General features: G+C 70.1%; 12 protein-coding genes and 5 pseudogenes. 10 read left to right on the top strand and 7 right to left on the bottom strand.

Annotation, left to right across the window (positions count from 1 at the left end; translation table 11 throughout):
* Positions 1 to 149: 149 nt before the first annotated feature.
* Positions 150 to 1,373 carry a sensor histidine kinase gene (locus tag ACSU53_RS02440; RefSeq protein WP_437024530.1) on the top strand — a complete coding sequence of 408 codons (1,224 nt, stop codon included), beginning with the start codon at positions 150 to 152 and terminating at the stop codon, positions 1,371 to 1,373.
* Positions 1,370 to 2,005 (top strand): response regulator, encoded by a 636-nt coding sequence (locus tag ACSU53_RS02435; protein WP_164333338.1) that lies wholly within the window; start codon positions 1,370 to 1,372, stop codon positions 2,003 to 2,005. Before ACSU53_RS02440 ends, ACSU53_RS02435 begins: the two co-directional genes overlap by 4 nt.
* A gap of 310 nt (positions 2,006 to 2,315) precedes the next feature.
* Here ACSU53_RS02435 and ACSU53_RS02430 read toward each other — a convergent pair whose 3' ends face one another.
* Positions 2,316 to 2,612 carry an antibiotic biosynthesis monooxygenase family protein gene (locus ACSU53_RS02430; protein ID WP_239064166.1) on the bottom strand — a complete coding sequence of 99 codons (297 nt, stop codon included), beginning with the start codon at positions 2,610 to 2,612 and terminating at the stop codon, positions 2,316 to 2,318.
* Between the two features lie 118 nt (positions 2,613 to 2,730).
* Positions 2,731 to 5,274 (bottom strand): MMPL family transporter, encoded by a 2,544-nt coding sequence (locus ACSU53_RS02425; protein WP_437024529.1) that lies wholly within the window; start codon positions 5,272 to 5,274, stop codon positions 2,731 to 2,733.
* 155 nt (positions 5,275 to 5,429) lie between these two features.
* Between ACSU53_RS02425 and ACSU53_RS02420 the strand changes: the two genes are divergently transcribed.
* Positions 5,430 to 6,026, top strand: a complete 597-nt coding sequence (locus ACSU53_RS02420; protein WP_437024528.1) for a TetR/AcrR family transcriptional regulator — start codon at positions 5,430 to 5,432, stop codon at positions 6,024 to 6,026.
* A gap of 264 nt (positions 6,027 to 6,290) precedes the next feature.
* Here ACSU53_RS02420 and ACSU53_RS02415 read toward each other — a convergent pair.
* Positions 6,291 to 6,470, bottom strand: a pseudogene (locus ACSU53_RS02415) (transposase domain-containing protein); the annotation flags it as partial.
* 100 nt (positions 6,471 to 6,570) lie between these two features.
* Positions 6,571 to 6,852, bottom strand: a pseudogene (locus ACSU53_RS02410) (FecCD family ABC transporter permease); the annotation flags it as partial.
* Here ACSU53_RS02410 and ACSU53_RS02405 point away from each other — a divergent pair.
* A pseudogene (locus ACSU53_RS02405) lies at positions 6,760 to 7,314 on the top strand (GntR family transcriptional regulator); the annotation flags it as partial. The pseudogenes ACSU53_RS02410 and ACSU53_RS02405 overlap by 93 nt on opposite strands.
* Positions 7,315 to 7,373: 59 nt before the next feature.
* On the top strand, positions 7,374 to 7,541 hold the full coding sequence (locus tag ACSU53_RS02400) for a hypothetical protein (RefSeq protein WP_362102644.1): 168 nt from the start codon (positions 7,374 to 7,376) through the stop codon (positions 7,539 to 7,541).
* Between the two features lie 54 nt (positions 7,542 to 7,595).
* Here the strand turns inward: ACSU53_RS02400 and ACSU53_RS02395 are convergent, their stop codons facing one another.
* Positions 7,596 to 8,123, bottom strand: a complete 528-nt coding sequence (locus ACSU53_RS02395) for a copper chaperone PCu(A)C (protein WP_437024527.1) — start codon at positions 8,121 to 8,123, stop codon at positions 7,596 to 7,598.
* Between the two features lie 513 nt (positions 8,124 to 8,636).
* On the opposite strand from ACSU53_RS02395, the pseudogene ACSU53_RS02390 reads away from it, so the two are divergent.
* A pseudogene (locus tag ACSU53_RS02390) lies at positions 8,637 to 9,481 on the top strand (hypothetical protein); the annotation flags it as partial.
* 41 nt (positions 9,482 to 9,522) lie between these two features.
* Here the strand turns inward: ACSU53_RS02390 and ACSU53_RS02385 are convergent.
* Positions 9,523 to 9,660 (bottom strand): hypothetical protein, encoded by a 138-nt coding sequence (locus ACSU53_RS02385; RefSeq protein WP_164443932.1) that lies wholly within the window; start codon positions 9,658 to 9,660, stop codon positions 9,523 to 9,525.
* 744 nt (positions 9,661 to 10,404) lie between these two features.
* On the opposite strand from ACSU53_RS02385, the gene ACSU53_RS02380 reads away from it, so the two are divergent.
* The 3 genes from ACSU53_RS02380 (at position 10,405) to ACSU53_RS02370 (ending at position 13,100) form a co-directional block, all read left to right on the top strand.
* Positions 10,405 to 11,745, top strand: a complete 1,341-nt coding sequence (locus ACSU53_RS02380) for a TrkH family potassium uptake protein (RefSeq protein ID WP_164443961.1) — start codon at positions 10,405 to 10,407, stop codon at positions 11,743 to 11,745.
* 85 nt (positions 11,746 to 11,830) lie between these two features.
* Entirely contained in the window at positions 11,831 to 12,463 is a 633-nt protein-coding gene (locus ACSU53_RS02375; RefSeq protein WP_164443960.1) for an NAD-binding protein, read from the top strand.
* Between the two features lie 187 nt (positions 12,464 to 12,650).
* Positions 12,651 to 13,100 (top strand): ATP-binding protein, encoded by a 450-nt coding sequence (locus ACSU53_RS02370; RefSeq protein ID WP_164443959.1) that lies wholly within the window; start codon positions 12,651 to 12,653, stop codon positions 13,098 to 13,100.
* Between the two features lie 226 nt (positions 13,101 to 13,326).
* Here the strand turns inward: ACSU53_RS02370 and ACSU53_RS02365 are convergent.
* Positions 13,327 to 13,587: pseudogene (locus tag ACSU53_RS02365) on the bottom strand (LysR substrate-binding domain-containing protein); the annotation flags it as partial.
* A 181-nt stretch (positions 13,588 to 13,768) separates the two neighbouring features.
* Between ACSU53_RS02365 and ACSU53_RS02360 the strand changes: the two are divergent.
* Positions 13,769 to 15,187 carry an aldehyde dehydrogenase family protein gene (locus ACSU53_RS02360; protein WP_437024526.1) on the top strand — a complete coding sequence of 473 codons (1,419 nt, stop codon included), beginning with the start codon at positions 13,769 to 13,771 and terminating at the stop codon, positions 15,185 to 15,187.
* Positions 15,188 to 15,202 lie beyond the last annotated feature (15 nt).

Genomic DNA, 15,202 nt, shown 5'->3' with positions numbered 1-15,202 from the left:
TGCGGATGAGGTAAGCCTCCACCATTGCCGTCAGCCCCCCGCGCACACATCTGGCTCAGGACAGCACTTGGCGGATCGAAGGACGGCGCGCGAGTTGTAACTTTCGATGGAGGCCGCGTTGGGGTGTGCGTCCTTAGGCTGGAGGGACTGTGAACACCACCGCTCCCTCCCTGACCCCGACCACCCGTGCACTGGCCTGGTGCCTGCACCTGCTGATCGTCGCGCTCCTGGTCCTGGCGGCGGGCCGGGCCGTGGCCGATAGCGAGCCGCACGCAGCGATGACCGTCGTCGTGGCCGCGGCGTGCGCCGTGGCGTACTCGGCCGGGCCGGCCCTGCCGCGCATCCGCCGCTCCCCGCGGGCCGCCGCAGTGTGGCTGGCCGCCGTGGGTGCCTGCTGGCTGGCGCTGCTGGCGCTGTCCGCCGACGCCGTCTGGGTCGCCTTCCCGCTGTTCTTCCTCCAGCTCCACCTGCTGCCGCGCCGCGCCGGTCTGGCCGCCGTGGCCACGACCACCCTCGCGGCGATCACCGGCTTCGCAGCCCATCAGGGCTCTTTCAGCCTCGCCATGGCGATCGGCCCAGCTCTGGGAGCCGCGGTCGCCGTCGCGGTGGTGTGGGGATACCAGGCACTGTTCCGTGAGAGCGAACAGCGCCGTCGCCTGATCGTGGAACTCACCGCCACCCGCGTCGACCTGGCCCGTGCCCAGCACACCGCCGGTGTACTGGCCGAACGCGAACGCCTGGCCCGCGAGATCCACGACACCCTCGCCCAGGGGCTGTCCAGCATCCAACTGCTCCTGCGCGCCGCCGAACGTGCCCTGCCCGGCACTGAGGAAAGCCCCGCTGCCCGCTACGTGGACCAGGCACGCCAGGCCGCCGTGGACAACCTCGCCGAAGCCCGCCGCTTCGTCGCCGCCCTCACCCCGCCCGCCCTGGAGGACTCCACCCTGGCGGGCGCCCTGGAGCGCTTGTGCGCCACCACTTCCGCCCGGCACCCCGTCACCGCACGCTTCCACCTCACCGGTGACCCCCTGCCGCTGCCCACCGCACACGAGGTCGCCCTGCTGCGCGTCGCCCAATCCGCCCTCGCCAACACCGTCCGCCACGCCGGCGCCACCCGTGTCGAGGTCACCCTCAGCCACCTCGGCGATCATGTCGCCCTCGACGTCGTCGACGACGGCACCGGATTCGACCCCGGCCGGGTACCGGCCGCCGACCCCGGCAGCGGCGGCTTCGGCCTGGCCGCCATGCGCGCCCGCATGCACGCTCTCGGTGGCAGCCTCACCGTCGAAGCCGCCCCCGGACGCGGCACCGCCCTGGCCGCTCAGCTCCCCCTACCCGCCCCCGCCGACACAGAGATCGAGGACCACCGGTGACCGACCACGCCATCCGCCTGCTCCTGGCCGACGACCACCCGGTGGTACGCGCCGGGCTGCGCGCTGTTCTGGAGACGGAACCCGGTCTCACCGTCGTCGCCGAGGCCGCCACCGCCGAGGACGCGGTCGCCCGCGCCGCCCAGGGCGACATCGACGTCGTTCTGATGGATCTCCAGTTCGGCAAGGGAATGGGCGGCGCCGAGGCCACCGCACAGATCACCGCCCGTCCGGGAGCCCCCCGCGTGCTGATCGTCACGACCTACGACTCCGACGCCGACACCCTGCCCGCCATCGAGGCCGGCGCCACCGGCTACCTCCTCAAAGACGTCCCACCCGAAGACCTGGCCTTTGCGGTCCGCACCGCCTTCACCGGCCGGACCACCCTCGCCCCCGCCGTCGCCGACCGGCTCATGAACCGGCTCCGCGCCCCCGCCACCAACCTGACCCGACGTGAGACCGAAGTCCTCTCATTGGTCGCCGAGGGCTTGTCCAACCAGACGATCGGCCAGCGGCTCCACCTCACCGAAGGCACCGTCAAGTCCCACCTGGCCCGCATCTACGCCAAACTCGGAACCGACTCACGCACCGCCGCTGTGGCCACCGCGACCGACCTGGGGCTCATCCGCCGCTGAACAGCATGTGGTGGGCGGAGTTCCCATTCTCCAGGACCTCAGCAGCGTCCGGAGTTGTGGTACCGGCTGGGCTTGGTGCCCCGTGCTTTGGACCCATGTGAACCCCCACGGCCAGTTCGAGCCGGACACGAACCCCACCCCGACTTGGCCTTTGCCGCGGTCCAGAATGCCCGGCCCCTGCATGTGGTCTGCCTACCCGTACAGGCAAGGGCGGTCACCGCTGCCGCGGTGCGGCCAGGAGGCACCGGTCTGCGTCATCCCGCGCGGCTCGGCCGCGCGAGCTGTTCCGGCACCCGCGGGGCCAGAAATGTCAGACCTGTGTGACCGCTTCGAAGACCGTGACGCGGTTGTCGTCGGCGAGCGAGGGGGTGGGGTCGGCGTGCGCGGCGCGGAACGCCTCCGACAAGGTGTAGGCGGTGAACGCGGTGTCGTCCTCGAAGTCGGGGACGGCCAGGTAGCCGTGTGCGCCCTTGCGGGGACGCAGCAGCCGTGTGTTGCGCAGCCCCGGCACGTCGGTAAGGGTGGCGCGCATGCTGGCGGTGAAGTTGTCCTCGAACGCGCCCTGGGCGGGCGCGGCGACGGTGAACTCGGTGACGGCGGTGAACATTCCTGTCTTCTTTCGGTTGTTGGCGTGATGTCGGTGGTTGTCCCGCCCGGCCGGGGCCCGCACGGCGATGGCGGTGATGTGCACCGCGTGTCCGATCGAGTCCCTCTGCGGGGTGCGGTTACCGGGCTGGAGTTGGGCTCGGGGTCGCGGCCGGCTGAGGGAGCTTGCCTGTGCGGCGGGCCCAGATTTCGAACGCGACAGTCATGAACGGGGGTACGGCGGCCAGCAGGGCGAAGATCGTGGTCCGGCCCAGCCGCCACTTCAGCCGGATCGCGACCAGGATGGTCAGGGACACGTAGACGATGAAGGCGGCACCGTGGAGGGTGCCGAAGATCCGTACGCCGAGTTCGGTGGTTTCGGGAATGTACTTGAAGTACATTCCGGCCAGCAGGCCCGCCCATGTGCACGCTTCGATGACCGCGATCCAGGTGAACGCGCGCAGCAGACGCCCGGAGCCGGTTTCGGCAGCCCGTGTGGCCGGCACGTCGGCGGAAGGCGGTTCGGAAGTGGGCGTGGAAGGCGTCTGCGGGGTGCCTGGGCGTGCAGGCCACAGGGCGCGGTCGCCGAGCAGGCGGACGATGGCGGGGACCAGGAGCGGGCGGATGAGGAAGGTGTCCAGCAGGATGCCGAAGGCCATGGCGAAGCCGAACTGGAACAGTTCGCGGATCGGCTGGGTCATCAGGACGGCGAAGGTCGCCGCGAGGATGAGGCCCGCGGAGGAGATGACGCCGCCGGTGCGTGTCAGGGCGGCGGTGATCGCCTTCGCTGGGGGCTGGGTGCGCAGTTCCTGCTTGAACCGGCTCATGATGAAGATGTTGTAGTCGACGCCGAGCGCGACGAGGAAGACGAAGATGTACGCGGTGACGCGGTTGCCGATGCCGTCGTCACCGAGGACGGTCACGGTGAAGAAGGTGGTGGCGCCCAGGGTGGCCAGGAACGACAGGATCAGGGTCGCGACCAGGTAGAGCGGGGCAAGGAGCGAGCGGAGCAGCAGGACGAGGACCGCGGTGACGAGGGCCAGGACCAGGAGCACGATGAAGGTCGTGTCGCGGTCGAGGGCGGAGCGGATGTCGGCGTTCTGCGCGGTCTCACCGCCGATGAGCACCGTGGCGTCCTGCACTCCGGCGGCCTGGGCCGCGGACTGTGTGGCCTGCTTGAGGGGACCGATCGCATCGAGTGCCTTGGAGCTGTAGGGGTCGAGGTCGAGGACGACCTCGTAGAAGACGGTCTTGCCGTCCTTGCCCATGCGGGGGTCTGCGACACGGCTGACGTGATCGGCATCGGTGAGCGCGGTGGCGATGTCGGCGGGTGCGGGGCTGGAGCGCAGGTTGTCCTGGGAATGGACGACGACGGTACTGGGGGCGATCTCGCCGGGCCCGAATTCCTCCTGGATGAGTTGCTGCCCGTGCTCCGACTCGGTTGCGGCGCGGAAACCGCTGAGGGTGTTGAAGCTCTCCTGGTAGCCGAGCAGTCCCGCGCTCAGCACCACGAGGAGTGCGATCACGGCCGAGGCCACCTTGACGGGGGCCCGGGCGACCAGGGCGGCGATGCGGTGCCAGATGCCTGCGCCGCGACTGCGTTCGGCGGCCTTGTCCACGCCTCCGGGCCAGAAGACGCCCCTACCCAGCAGGAGGACCAGGGCGGGGATGAAGGTGAACGCCACCAGCGCCATGACGGCCACGCCCAGGGCGAGGTACGGTCCGAAGCCATGAAGTGCCGGGGAGACGGCCACGAGCAGGGCGAACATGGCGAGCACGATGGTTGAGGCGCTGGCGAGGACGGACTCGGCGGTGCGGCGCACGGCGGTCTGCATCGCGCGGGCGCGGTCTGGCTCGTCGAGCAGGGTCTCGCGGTAGCGGGCGGTGATGATCAGCGCGTAGTCCGTGCCCACCCCGAACAGCAGCACGGTCATGATCGAGGCGGTCTGGGAGCTGACCGTGATGACTCCGGCGTCCGCGAGAATCGCGCCGAGCGTCTCCGCCACGCGCATAGCCACGCCCACGGCAAGAAGCGGCACGAGCGCCATCAGGGGCGAGCGGTAGATCGTCAGCAGGATGATCAGGACCAGCACGGTGGTGGCCAGCAGCAGGACTTTGTCACCGCCGCTGAAGACCTTCACGGTGTCGGTGGCGATCCCGGCGGGGCCGGTCACCGCGACGTCGGCGGGCTCGGCCCGGTCGGACGCGAGGGCACGCACCTCGTCGACCGCGTTCTGGAAGGACTCGTCCGAGGGGCTTCCCTTCATGGGCACGATGACCAGCTGGGCACCGCGGTCCTGCGAGACCAACTCGGTCACGGCGTCGGGAGCGGTCACCGTGGAGACCACGCTCACGACATGGTCGGGTCGGCTGGTTCCGGAAAGGGCCGAGGTGATGGCGGCGACCGCCTGCGTGGCGCTCGCCGTGGCGTCGGTGCCCTTGCCGCGGACCACGATGATCGCCGGCGTCGCGTCCTGGCCCGGAAGCTGGGCTCGGACGAGATCACGAGCCTTCATGGAGTCCGAGGCGGCGGGCGGCAGGTTGGCGGACGCGTTGTCCTCGACGGATTCCAGGACCGGGGCGACCCCGGCGAGGAGGCCCGCGATCAGGACCCAGAAGGCCACCACCACGGCGGCGCGATTCTTCGATCCCAGGAGACATCGGAGCAGAGCGGGGGAGTTCATCGGTTGCATCGGGCAGCCTTCGGCAGGAAGCACGGACAGACCTTAGCGACAGGGTGTCTCTAAGTTGCGTCAAGCTAACACAGGCCCCCTCGGCGCCTCGGACGCGGGGATAGATTGGCGTGGGACGGCGCAGCACCCGAGGCGGAGCGGAGAGAATGCCCAAGATCGAAGCCGGCAGCGTCCAGGAGCACCGGGCCCAGCGGCTCGCGCAGCTGATCGACGCGGCCGAGGCAATCCTGAACGAGAGCGGTGTGGAGGCCCTCACCGCGGGCGCGGTCGCCGCACGGGCCGGCATCGCCCGCAACAGCATCTACCGTTACTTCGACTCCATCGACGACCTGCTCGAACTCGTCGTCACCCGGGAGTTCCCCGACTGGATCGACGCTGTGGAGCGGGCCATCGCGGCCGAGACCTCACCCGAGGAGCAGGTGGCCGCCTACGTCAGGGCCAATCTCGAACAGGCCGCTCGCGGCACCCACGGCTGGCGGGCCGCGCTCTCGCGCGGCTCCCTCTCGCCGTCGGCGCGGGAGCGGGTGAGGAGCCTGCACATCTCGCTGCACGAGGCGCTCGCCCGGGTCGTGCGCGAACTGGGGCAGCCGCAGCCCGAGCTGACCGTGGCGGTGGTCCAGGCAGTCGTCGATGCATGCATCCGCAGAGTCGACCAGGGCGACGATCTGACGACCGTGTCCGACTTCGCGGCGGGAGCGACGCGTCGACTGCTCGCGGACGACGACTTGCCGCATCACCCGTGACGCACGTGCCACAGGCGACCAGGGCCACCAGCAGGACCTGCGGGTATCCCGAGGCGGCCGTGTACTGGTTGGATCCCTTGCCCAGCTTGGCGCGGACCGCTGGTCGTCGGCGATGCCCAGGTGGGTGCCGTCGATAGCGGTGACGAGCAGACCCTTCCAGCGTGCTCCGGTGGTACGGATCGCGCTGGCGGGTCCGCGGAGCAGGTCGAACAAGGCCCGCACCGGGCGGACACCGAGCCGGCAGCGGGCGTGCCACAGCGCGGTCGCGCTCACTTCAACCAGCGGCAGCCCCACCAGGGCGCCGGTGAGCTTGCGCCATACCTCGCGATACCCGCAATCCTCGAACAGGGCCGCGGCTGGCAGCAGGTGGACCACGCCCCGCACGGGCAGCTTCCGCAGCCGCTGCTGGACCCCTCCGCGCTCGGCAAGCTCGGCATCGACCAGTTCGAACGGAACGATCCGTGGGCGGTCAGGGAGACGTCGCGCACCAGGTTGCGGGCTCCGGCGGTGAGCGTGACGCCGTCGACGCTCAGTTCGGTCGCGGTCATGCCACTCCTCGGTCGGTGATGCGCCGGGCGTCCCGGCGCATCAGCCACAGGAGGAACGGACCGCCGCACAGGGCTGTGAGCACGCCGACGGGTATCTCCGTCGGTGCGGCGATCGTCCGTGCGGCGATGTCGGCCCAGACGAGGAAGACCGCCCCTCCCAGTGCCGCCGTGGGCAGGACCCGGCGGTGGTCGCCGCCGACGAACAGGCGCACGATGTGGGGCATCATCAGTCCGACGAAGCCGATCGGTCCGGCCGCCGCGACCAGCACTCCCTGGACGGCGGGGAGTTCCGCGAGACGTTCCCGGGGGAGCACGATCTCGCCACCGAGTACGAGGTCAGCCGGCGCACGGTGCGCGAGGCACTCCGGCAACTGCGGGCGCAGGCCATCGTCACGGCGCATCGCGGCAGGCTCTCGCGGTTCGCCGCGGACGGTCCGCTGGAGCCCAGGGTCGGTGAGGCATACAGCCTCTTCCGGGCCGTGGAGGCCGTCGGCGCGGTCCAGCGCAGTGGCGTCCGCGTCCTCGACCAGCGGGCCGACGGAGTGGTGGCCGCTCGACTGGAGGTCGAGGAGTCCACGCTGCTGGTCCATCTCGAACGGCCGCGACTGGCCGACGAGGAGCGCCTTGCCGTCGACCGGGTCTGGCTGCCCGCGGCGGTAGCCCGACCGCTCCTGGGCGTCGACTTCACCCGCACATCGCTCTACGACGAGCTCGAGCGCCACTGCGCCGTCCGCGTCAGCGGGGGATGGGAACTCATCCGGGCTGTCGTGCCGGGACGGGGAGAGCTGGCCCGACTCGCATGCTGGGTTCCACCGCTCTGTTCGCGATCGACCGGCTGGGGAGAGACGCCGGGGAGCGCGCCGTCGAGTGGCGGCAGACGCTGGTCCGTGCCGATCGTTTCGCGATCGCCGCCGAGTTCTCCGAAGGAGACGGCTACCGGCCCGGTGCTCCCGCTCGCACCTTCTGACAGGCCCGGCGCACGGCCCTCACGTGGTGCACGACCGACGGCTGACGTGCTGGCTCAGGAGGTGGGGGAGGGGCTTTCGTCGTAGGCGGGGCTCTGCGCCTGGATGTCGAAGGTGATCGACCCGGCCTTCTCGAAGCGCATCGTGATCTTCATGAAGTCCCCGCCCCTGATCACCTGGCGTGCGTCCCGCAGCACCAGGTGGGACGTGCCCGGTTCCAGTTCCACGAGCGTGTTCGCTGGGAGGTCCACCCCGTCCCCGAGCCGCTTGCCGTCGGAGTCGACGATGTCCACCGAGGCCGCGTTCGGAGTGGTGGCGCCCACGAGCCTGTCGGCTTCCTTGCCCTTGTTGTAGAGCCACACGTATGCCGGGACGTCGTCGCCCGGTTGCCACGGCTCGCCCTGCGGTTCGGCCACGTGCGCGTACCGGATCATGATGTCGCCGACGCGGGCGTTCTGACCGGGCGCGTTCCAGTCCGGCAGGGAGAAGTCATCCCCCCCCCCACATCCACCTGCGGTCACCGCAAGGGCGAGTGCGGCCGCCGCGAGAGCGCGTCGGCCGCGCGGCCGGAGGCCGACTGTCATCGGTACTCCTCCCACAAGTCCATCGGTTCCACACCGGGTGCCCACACGGGCCACGACAAACGGGACAGAGCCGATCGGGGCGGGCCCACGGACCGGATCGGGGCTCAGGAACAGGCAGGGAGACGGGGACGGTCCGCGGCGTGTCGGCCGCACCCGCCCGGTGTGCCGGTTCCTTGCCCGATGCGCCCCTTCGTCGTCCGGCCTCCGTCCGTTTGCTCAGGTCCCGCCGCGGAGAGTGCGCAGCCCGACCGGCTTCGCCGCGGCGAGGGCTTTGCCCAGATGTGCCAGCTGCCCCGTCGAGCCGCCCAGTCCGTGGCTCGCGACTGCGCTCGGTGCGAACGTGGCCCGCTGTTGGCTGTGGGCATGACAGATCGTCCCTCGTGTACGGCATCGGCGAAGCCCTGTCGTCTTCCTGGACCGACCGGCCCACCGCACCGCGTCCATGACACCGAACGTCAAGGAGTACAGGTGAAACGAAGACTCGCCGTGGCCGGCCTCTCCCTGGTCGTGGCCATGGGAACGGTGGCTCTGCCCGCCGTCACCACCGCCCGGGCAGCCGCGGGACGCGGCACGACGGCCGCGGCCGCAGACCCGAAGCCCGTCGACCGGGCCGTCGCCGCCGCGGACAAGGTCACCTCCAGCGGAATCGACGCCCTCGCCAAGGGACCCGACGAGCGCTACGACCGCACCATGGTCACCCCCTGGGGCAAGGGGCTGTACTCGATCGCATACGAGCGGACCTACCGAGGTCTGCCCGTGGTCGGCGGCGACGCCGTGGTCCTGGCCGACGGCGACGGCGACGTGCGCGCCGCGTCCGACGTCCGGATACCCGTCGGCACCGAGGCCAAGGTCAAGGCCGCCTCGGCGGCGCGCACCAGCCGCGCGAAGCTGAAGAAGACCGAAGGGACCGAGTCGCAGCGGCTGGTTGTGTCGGTGCGGGGCGACAAGGCGAGGCTCGCCTGGGAGACCGTCGTCACCGGCACCACCAAGGACAAGCGCCCCAGCCGGCTGCACGTCTTCGTCGACGCGCGCACTGGCAAAGTCATCGACTCCTACGACGACGTGCGCGCGGGCAGCGGCCACAGTGAGTGGAACGGCCCGAACCCGCTGTCCATCGACACCATGGCACCGACCCCGGTGACGGCAAGCCGACCAGTCCGACCTGCAACAACACCACCCTCACCGGGGTCGGCATCCAGAACGCGGGCAAGATCTTCTACGGCGGCATGCTGCTGAAGACCAGCAGGATGACGCACAAGCGCTACCGCACCGCGACGCCGACCGCCGCGAAGAACCTCGACGCCACCTGCAACCTGTTCAACAGGACGAAGGCCGCCTGGGACGCGATCAGGCAGCCGCCGGGTGCCGCGCGGTCACCCGCCCGAGCACATCGGCACAATCAGGCACGGTCGTTGTCCGCCCGCCCCCATGCCGCCAGCAGACCGTTGATGCCGTCGCCGGCGTAGGCGAAGACGTGGTCGACGTCCCACTCGCGGAGCCGTTGGAGGATGTAGTCGGCCACCTTGGTGCTGGCCATGGACACTCCGTTCCGATCCCGTCGACGGATGACGCTGCCTCCGGTCCACGTGGGCAGAGGGAGGCACGCGGATAAGACGCTTCATGAGTAACCGGGCCGGTACGGGCGAAACGTCGCCCGGGCCGAGCCCGCGCGGTCGCCGGGGCGACCGTGCGGGGGAGGCGAGCGGGTCGTCGCACGCCTGCCCGCAGCGGCGGCAGTCCGCGCCGTACGACGGTGGCGATGTCGTGCGGACGACCGGGGTCGGGCGGTAGAGCCCGGTGATCGCCAGGACCCGGGAGCCAGTCGTCAGGGTGTCCCCGGCACGCCAGTCGGTCGGGCCGTGCTCGTGCAGCACCCGACGCAGGACGCTGAGGTCGGTGCCGCCGGCCTTGCGGGCGCGAGCGTCTGCGCGGCGCGTTCGTGCCACGCGGTCGCGGTGGCGAGACCGCAGCGCCGAGCGGCCACCGGTGCCTCATGCCTGGCGCGATGACGGAGCCGGCAGGCGCCGGGTGAGCACGGACGGGCCACCTGAGGAGTCCCCTCGGACGCGCCGGGACGAAGCGGAGGTCTGAACTGGACACTTCCGGGCCGGCCGGGTAGACAGGCACGCGAAGCCTCTGGTGGGCACGGTTTTACTGGCCCAGGACCTGTCCACCGGGGGCTTCGCCCTGTCTGTCACGCAGTGCGGCTACCCGGCTCACCAGGACAGGCGGACGGGAGATCGGCGGATGTGAGTCGGGGCGGCACACCGGAGGTGGCGTGATGGATCGCCTTGGACGGCGGCGGCACCCGGCGCAGATCGTGGTGGCGGGGTTCGCCGCGACGATCGCGGTCGGGACCGTCCTGCTGATGCTGCCGTTCGCTCGTCAGGGGCCTGGTGCGGCCGGCATGCCGGACGCCCTGTTCACCGCCGCATCCGCGGTCTGCCTGACCGGTCTGACCGTCGTCGACACGCCGGCCTACTGGACGGGATTCGGGCAAGCCGTGATCCTCGGGCTGATCCAGGTGGGCGGGTTCGGGATCATGACGTTCGCGTCGCTGCTGATGGTCCTGGTCTCCCACCGGCTCGGGCTGCGCGCGCGCATGACGGCCGCGGCGGAGACGAAAACCCTCAGCCTGGGGGACGTGCGCAGAGTGATCGCCGGCGTGGTCGCCACCAGCCTGTCGCTCGAAGCGCTCACGGCTCTCGTTCTGACCGTACGCTTCGCGGTCGGCTACGACGAACCCTGGCTGCGGGCACTGTGGCTGGGGGTCTTCCATTCCGTGTCGGCCTTCAACAACGCCGGGTTCGTGCTGTATCCCAACAGCCTGATGCTCTTCACGACTGATGCCTGGATCTGTCTGCCCATCGCCTTCGCGGCCATCGCGGGCGGGCTGGGTTTCCCGGTTCTCCTGGAGCTGCGCCGCCGTCTGCACCGGCCGCGCACCTGGTCTCTGCACACGAAGATCGTGCTCTTCTTCAGCGCCGCCTTTCTGATCGGAGGCAGCGTTTTCGTCACGGCGATCGAGTGGTCGAATCCGGCCACGCTCGGCCCGCTCGACGTGAGTGACAAAATACTCGCCGGCTTCTTCCAAGGGGGCGCGATGCCCCGGAGCGCCGGATTCAACAGTCTCGACATCAGCGGAATGAACTCCGCGACCTGGCTGGGTGTGGACGTCCTGATGTTCGTCGGCGGCGCCAGTGCGGGCACGGCCGGCGGCATCAAGATCACCACCTTTGCCGTTCTCTTCTTCGTCGTCTACGCCGAAGTGCGCGGCGAGAGCACGGTCAATATCTTCAGCCGTCGCCTGCACGGCGACGTGCAGCGGCAGGCTCTGACCATCGTCCTGCTGTCCATGGCCGCCGTGGTACTCTCCACGATCGCCGTCATGGTTTCCACCGTCATCAGCCTGGACCAGGTCCTGTTCGAGGTGATCTCCGCGTTCGCCACCGTGGGGCTGACCACCGGCATCACCTCCAGTCTGCCGACCGCGCATCAGCTACTGCTGGTCGTGCTGATGTTCATCGGCCGCCTCGGCCCGATCATGGTGGCGTCGGCTCTGGCCCTGCGTTCACGTGTCCGTATGTACGACCTGCCCGAGGAGCGACCCGTCATTGGCTAGCCTTTTCTTCTCCCGGAAGACGCCATCGGTCCGGAGAAGCAGAGCAGAGAGCCGACGCCGAGACACTCGGGCGAGTTCCGTCGCCGTGATCGGCCTGGGCCGGTTCGGCCGGGCTCTCGCCCTGGAGTTGATCGACGAGGACACCGAAGTCCTGGGTATCGACGAAGACCCCGACACGGTCCAGGCCCTGTCCGGCTCCCTCACTCATGTGGTGCGCGCCGATTCAACCAAGGAAGAGGTGCTGCGGCAGCTCGGTGTTCACGAGTTCGACCGTGCCGTCGTCGGCATCGGCACCAATCTGGAAGCCAGCATTCTGACGGCTTCCCTGCTCATTTCCTTCGGCGTCGACGACGTGTGGGCCAAGGCCACCAGTGAGGCGCACGGCCGTATCCTCACCCAGATCGGCGCCCACCATGTCATCTACCCCGAGCACGACATGGGGCAGCGCGTCGCCCATCTGGTGCGCGGCCGCATGCTGGACTACATCGAGTTCGAAGACGACTTCGCCATGGTCAAGACGAGCGCACCGGCCGACATCGTGGGACTGCCCCTGGGCAGCAGCAACGTACGCACCCGGCACGGCGTCACGGTGGTGGCGATCAAGCGGGCGGGCGAGGGCTTCACCTACGCCACCGCCGCCACGGTGGTGAAGAAGGGGGACACGATCATTGTCGCCGGGCGCACCCGACAGACCGAACGCTTCAGCGAACTGACGTAGTCCGGTGGAGCTCTTGGCGGAACGACTCCCCGGGGTCGGTTGCCCCGGCGCCAGGTGGTGTCGGGGACAAGCCCTGATTGCCCACGGTCTGCGCGATGCAGCAAGTTACCGAAGACGGACATTGCTTGGAGGTTTCCGGGGTAGCTGCGCTGGGTAACGCTTGGCGCTTCGGAAGTGAGGCGGGTTCGTGGATACTGCTGCCCGAAATGAGGGCCGGGAGCCGCTTGTCGATCGGCCGATCGCGGCGTCCGCCGCCTTCCAGGGCAGTGCGGAGATCGCCGAGGCCCGTGACATGGCCCGCGACTTCCTCATATCGGTGCAGGCGCAGCACAGACTGCCGGTGTCGGTGCGGGCGATCGGCATGGTGGAGCTGGTCGTGAGCGAGCTGGTCACCAACGCCCGTAAATACGCGCCCGGCCCGTGCCTGCTGGACCTGGAGATCATCGAGGATGCCGTCCAGATCACCGTGTGGGACAGCGACACCACCCTGCCGGAGGTCCATGCAGCCGACGCGGAAAGGGTCGGCCAGCACGGACTGGAGATCGTCATGGCGGTGTCCCGGACCTTCTGCGTTCACCAGGAAGCGGTCGGCAAACGGATCACCGCGTCCGTGGTACTCACCGACGACGCACGGTAGAGACACCGCCAGGCCGCCTTGCCTTCCCCCTGGACTGTCGAACGAGAACGTTCCACAGTCCCGGTCGCGTGGGTACGGGATGCTCTGTGGTTCGTGGACGGCACGGTCGGGGCCGGTCCGGACGCGGGGTTCGAACGGCCGCCCGTCCCGCAGGGCGGCGCCCTCCAGGACGTGCGAGCTCGCGGACGCGGTGCCGGGGTGCCCACGGGCACCGGCTGGTAGCGGTTCACCCGTGACCGGTACGGCGGGCGCGGTGAACGGCGACGGCGAGGAGCTCGGCGGGGGGTCCGGCGAGATGTCGGCCGGCAGGCCACACCGCGCGCAGCGAGCGGCGCAGGTCGACGCCCTCCACCTCGACCGGAACCAGACGTCCCTGGGCCAGGTCGCCTCGCACCGCGAGCTCGCTGAGGACAGCCGGGCCGGCCCCCGCGACGACCGAGCCCCGCACGGCCGCCGCCGAGCCCAGTTCCAGCAGCGGGGCCTCCTCGACATGTGACATATTACATGGTGTTCGTGAGGCGCTTCGCGGCGGCATCGTCATCGGTCCGACGTGTGTCGGGGTAGGGCCCCTCCTGCACTCGCTGCGGAACCGATGCCGGCCCGAAGAGGCGGCCCCTGTGACCGTCCGGAGGCCCACTGCGTCATGACTTCATCCCGGAAGGCCCCCTGTGAACATCCACCCCGCCCCGACGGCCGACAGCGTGGTCATCTCCCGTAACCCCGCCGACCCCGGCGACGTGCTCGTCGAGCTGTACGGCTGCACCCCCGACACCGCCGCTCGAGCCGTGCAGCGGGCCGCCCGCGCCCAAGCCGCATGGCTCGCCGCCGGTGCGGCCGAGCGGTCTGCGGTCCTGCGCCGGGCCGGAGACGCCCTGGAGGGCGCGTATGAAGAACTGACCGGGCTCCTGGTCCGCGAAGTCGGCAAGCCGCTCACCGAGGCCCGCGAGGAACTCACCCGCGCCGTGGCGATCTGGCGCTATTACGCCCAGCTGCCACAGGACGTTCCCGGAGCGGTGCACGAGCCGACGTCCGGACCAGGGCTCCTGCTCACTCGCCGGCGTCCACACGGCGTCGCCGGATTGATCACCTCCTGGCAGTTCCCGCTGGCCGCGCCGTCCTGGAATGCGGCTCCGGCCCTCGCGGCCGGCAACACCGTGGTCCTCAAACCCGCACCGGAGGCCACCGCGTGCGCCCTGCGCCTGACGGAGATCCTCGGGCGAGCTCTCCCCGCGGACGTCCTGCAGGTCGCCCCCGGAGGCGTCGAAGCCGGGGCCACCGTGGCCCGCCTGGCCGATGTGGTCTCCTTCACCGGGTCCCGCGCCGTCGGTACTGCGATGGTGCGCGCCGCAGCGTCCCGGGGCGTGCCCGTTCAGGCGGATATGAGTGGTTACAACACGGCCGTGGTCCTCCCGGATGCCGACGTGGTACGCGCCGCCGCCGACATAGCCGTCGCGGTCGCCGGCTGTGCGGGGCAGAAGCGCACGGCCACCAAGAGGGTGATCGCCGTGGACAGTGTCCTGCCGAAGCTGCGCGAGGCGTTGAGACAGGCTCTGCAAGCTCTGCCCGCCCGTGATCCGAACGCGACCGACTCGGTGTGCGGCCCCGTCATCTCCGAGATGGCCCGTGACCGTGTCGTCCACGTCACGGACAGCGCTCTCGCCTCGGGGGCGGACCTCCTGGCGGGGGATGCCCGGGGTGGCCGGAGAGAGGCGCCGGGCTGGTATGTCGACCCCGTGCTGCTCGAGAATGTGCCCGGACACCATGACCTGAACCGCCGTGAGATCCATGGCCCCGTCGCGGTGTTGTCAGGGGCGTCGGACTTCGACGAGGCGATCCGGGTCGCGGGCAGGTGCCGCCGCGGCGTGGTGTCCTCACTGCATACGAGCGATCTGGAGAAGGCGCTTGCGATGGCGGACCGCCTGAACACGGCGATGGTGCGGGTGAACGCACCGACCACCGGTACCGAGTTCCTGCCCCCCTTCGAGCGGGAGAAGGATGCCCGCAGAGTGCGCGAGAAGGAGCGCGCCACGATGGATTTCTACACCTCCACCCGAACGGTGTCCCTTCTGCCCACCGCGTCGGCCTGAGCTCGTCACAGCGAG

It is taken from the genome of Streptomyces sp. enrichment culture (genome assembly GCF_964273255.1).
In the GTDB taxonomy this organism is placed as follows: Bacteria; Actinomycetota; Actinomycetes; order Streptomycetales; family Streptomycetaceae; genus Streptomyces.
This window is presented reverse-complemented; position numbering and strand designations above follow the sequence as displayed.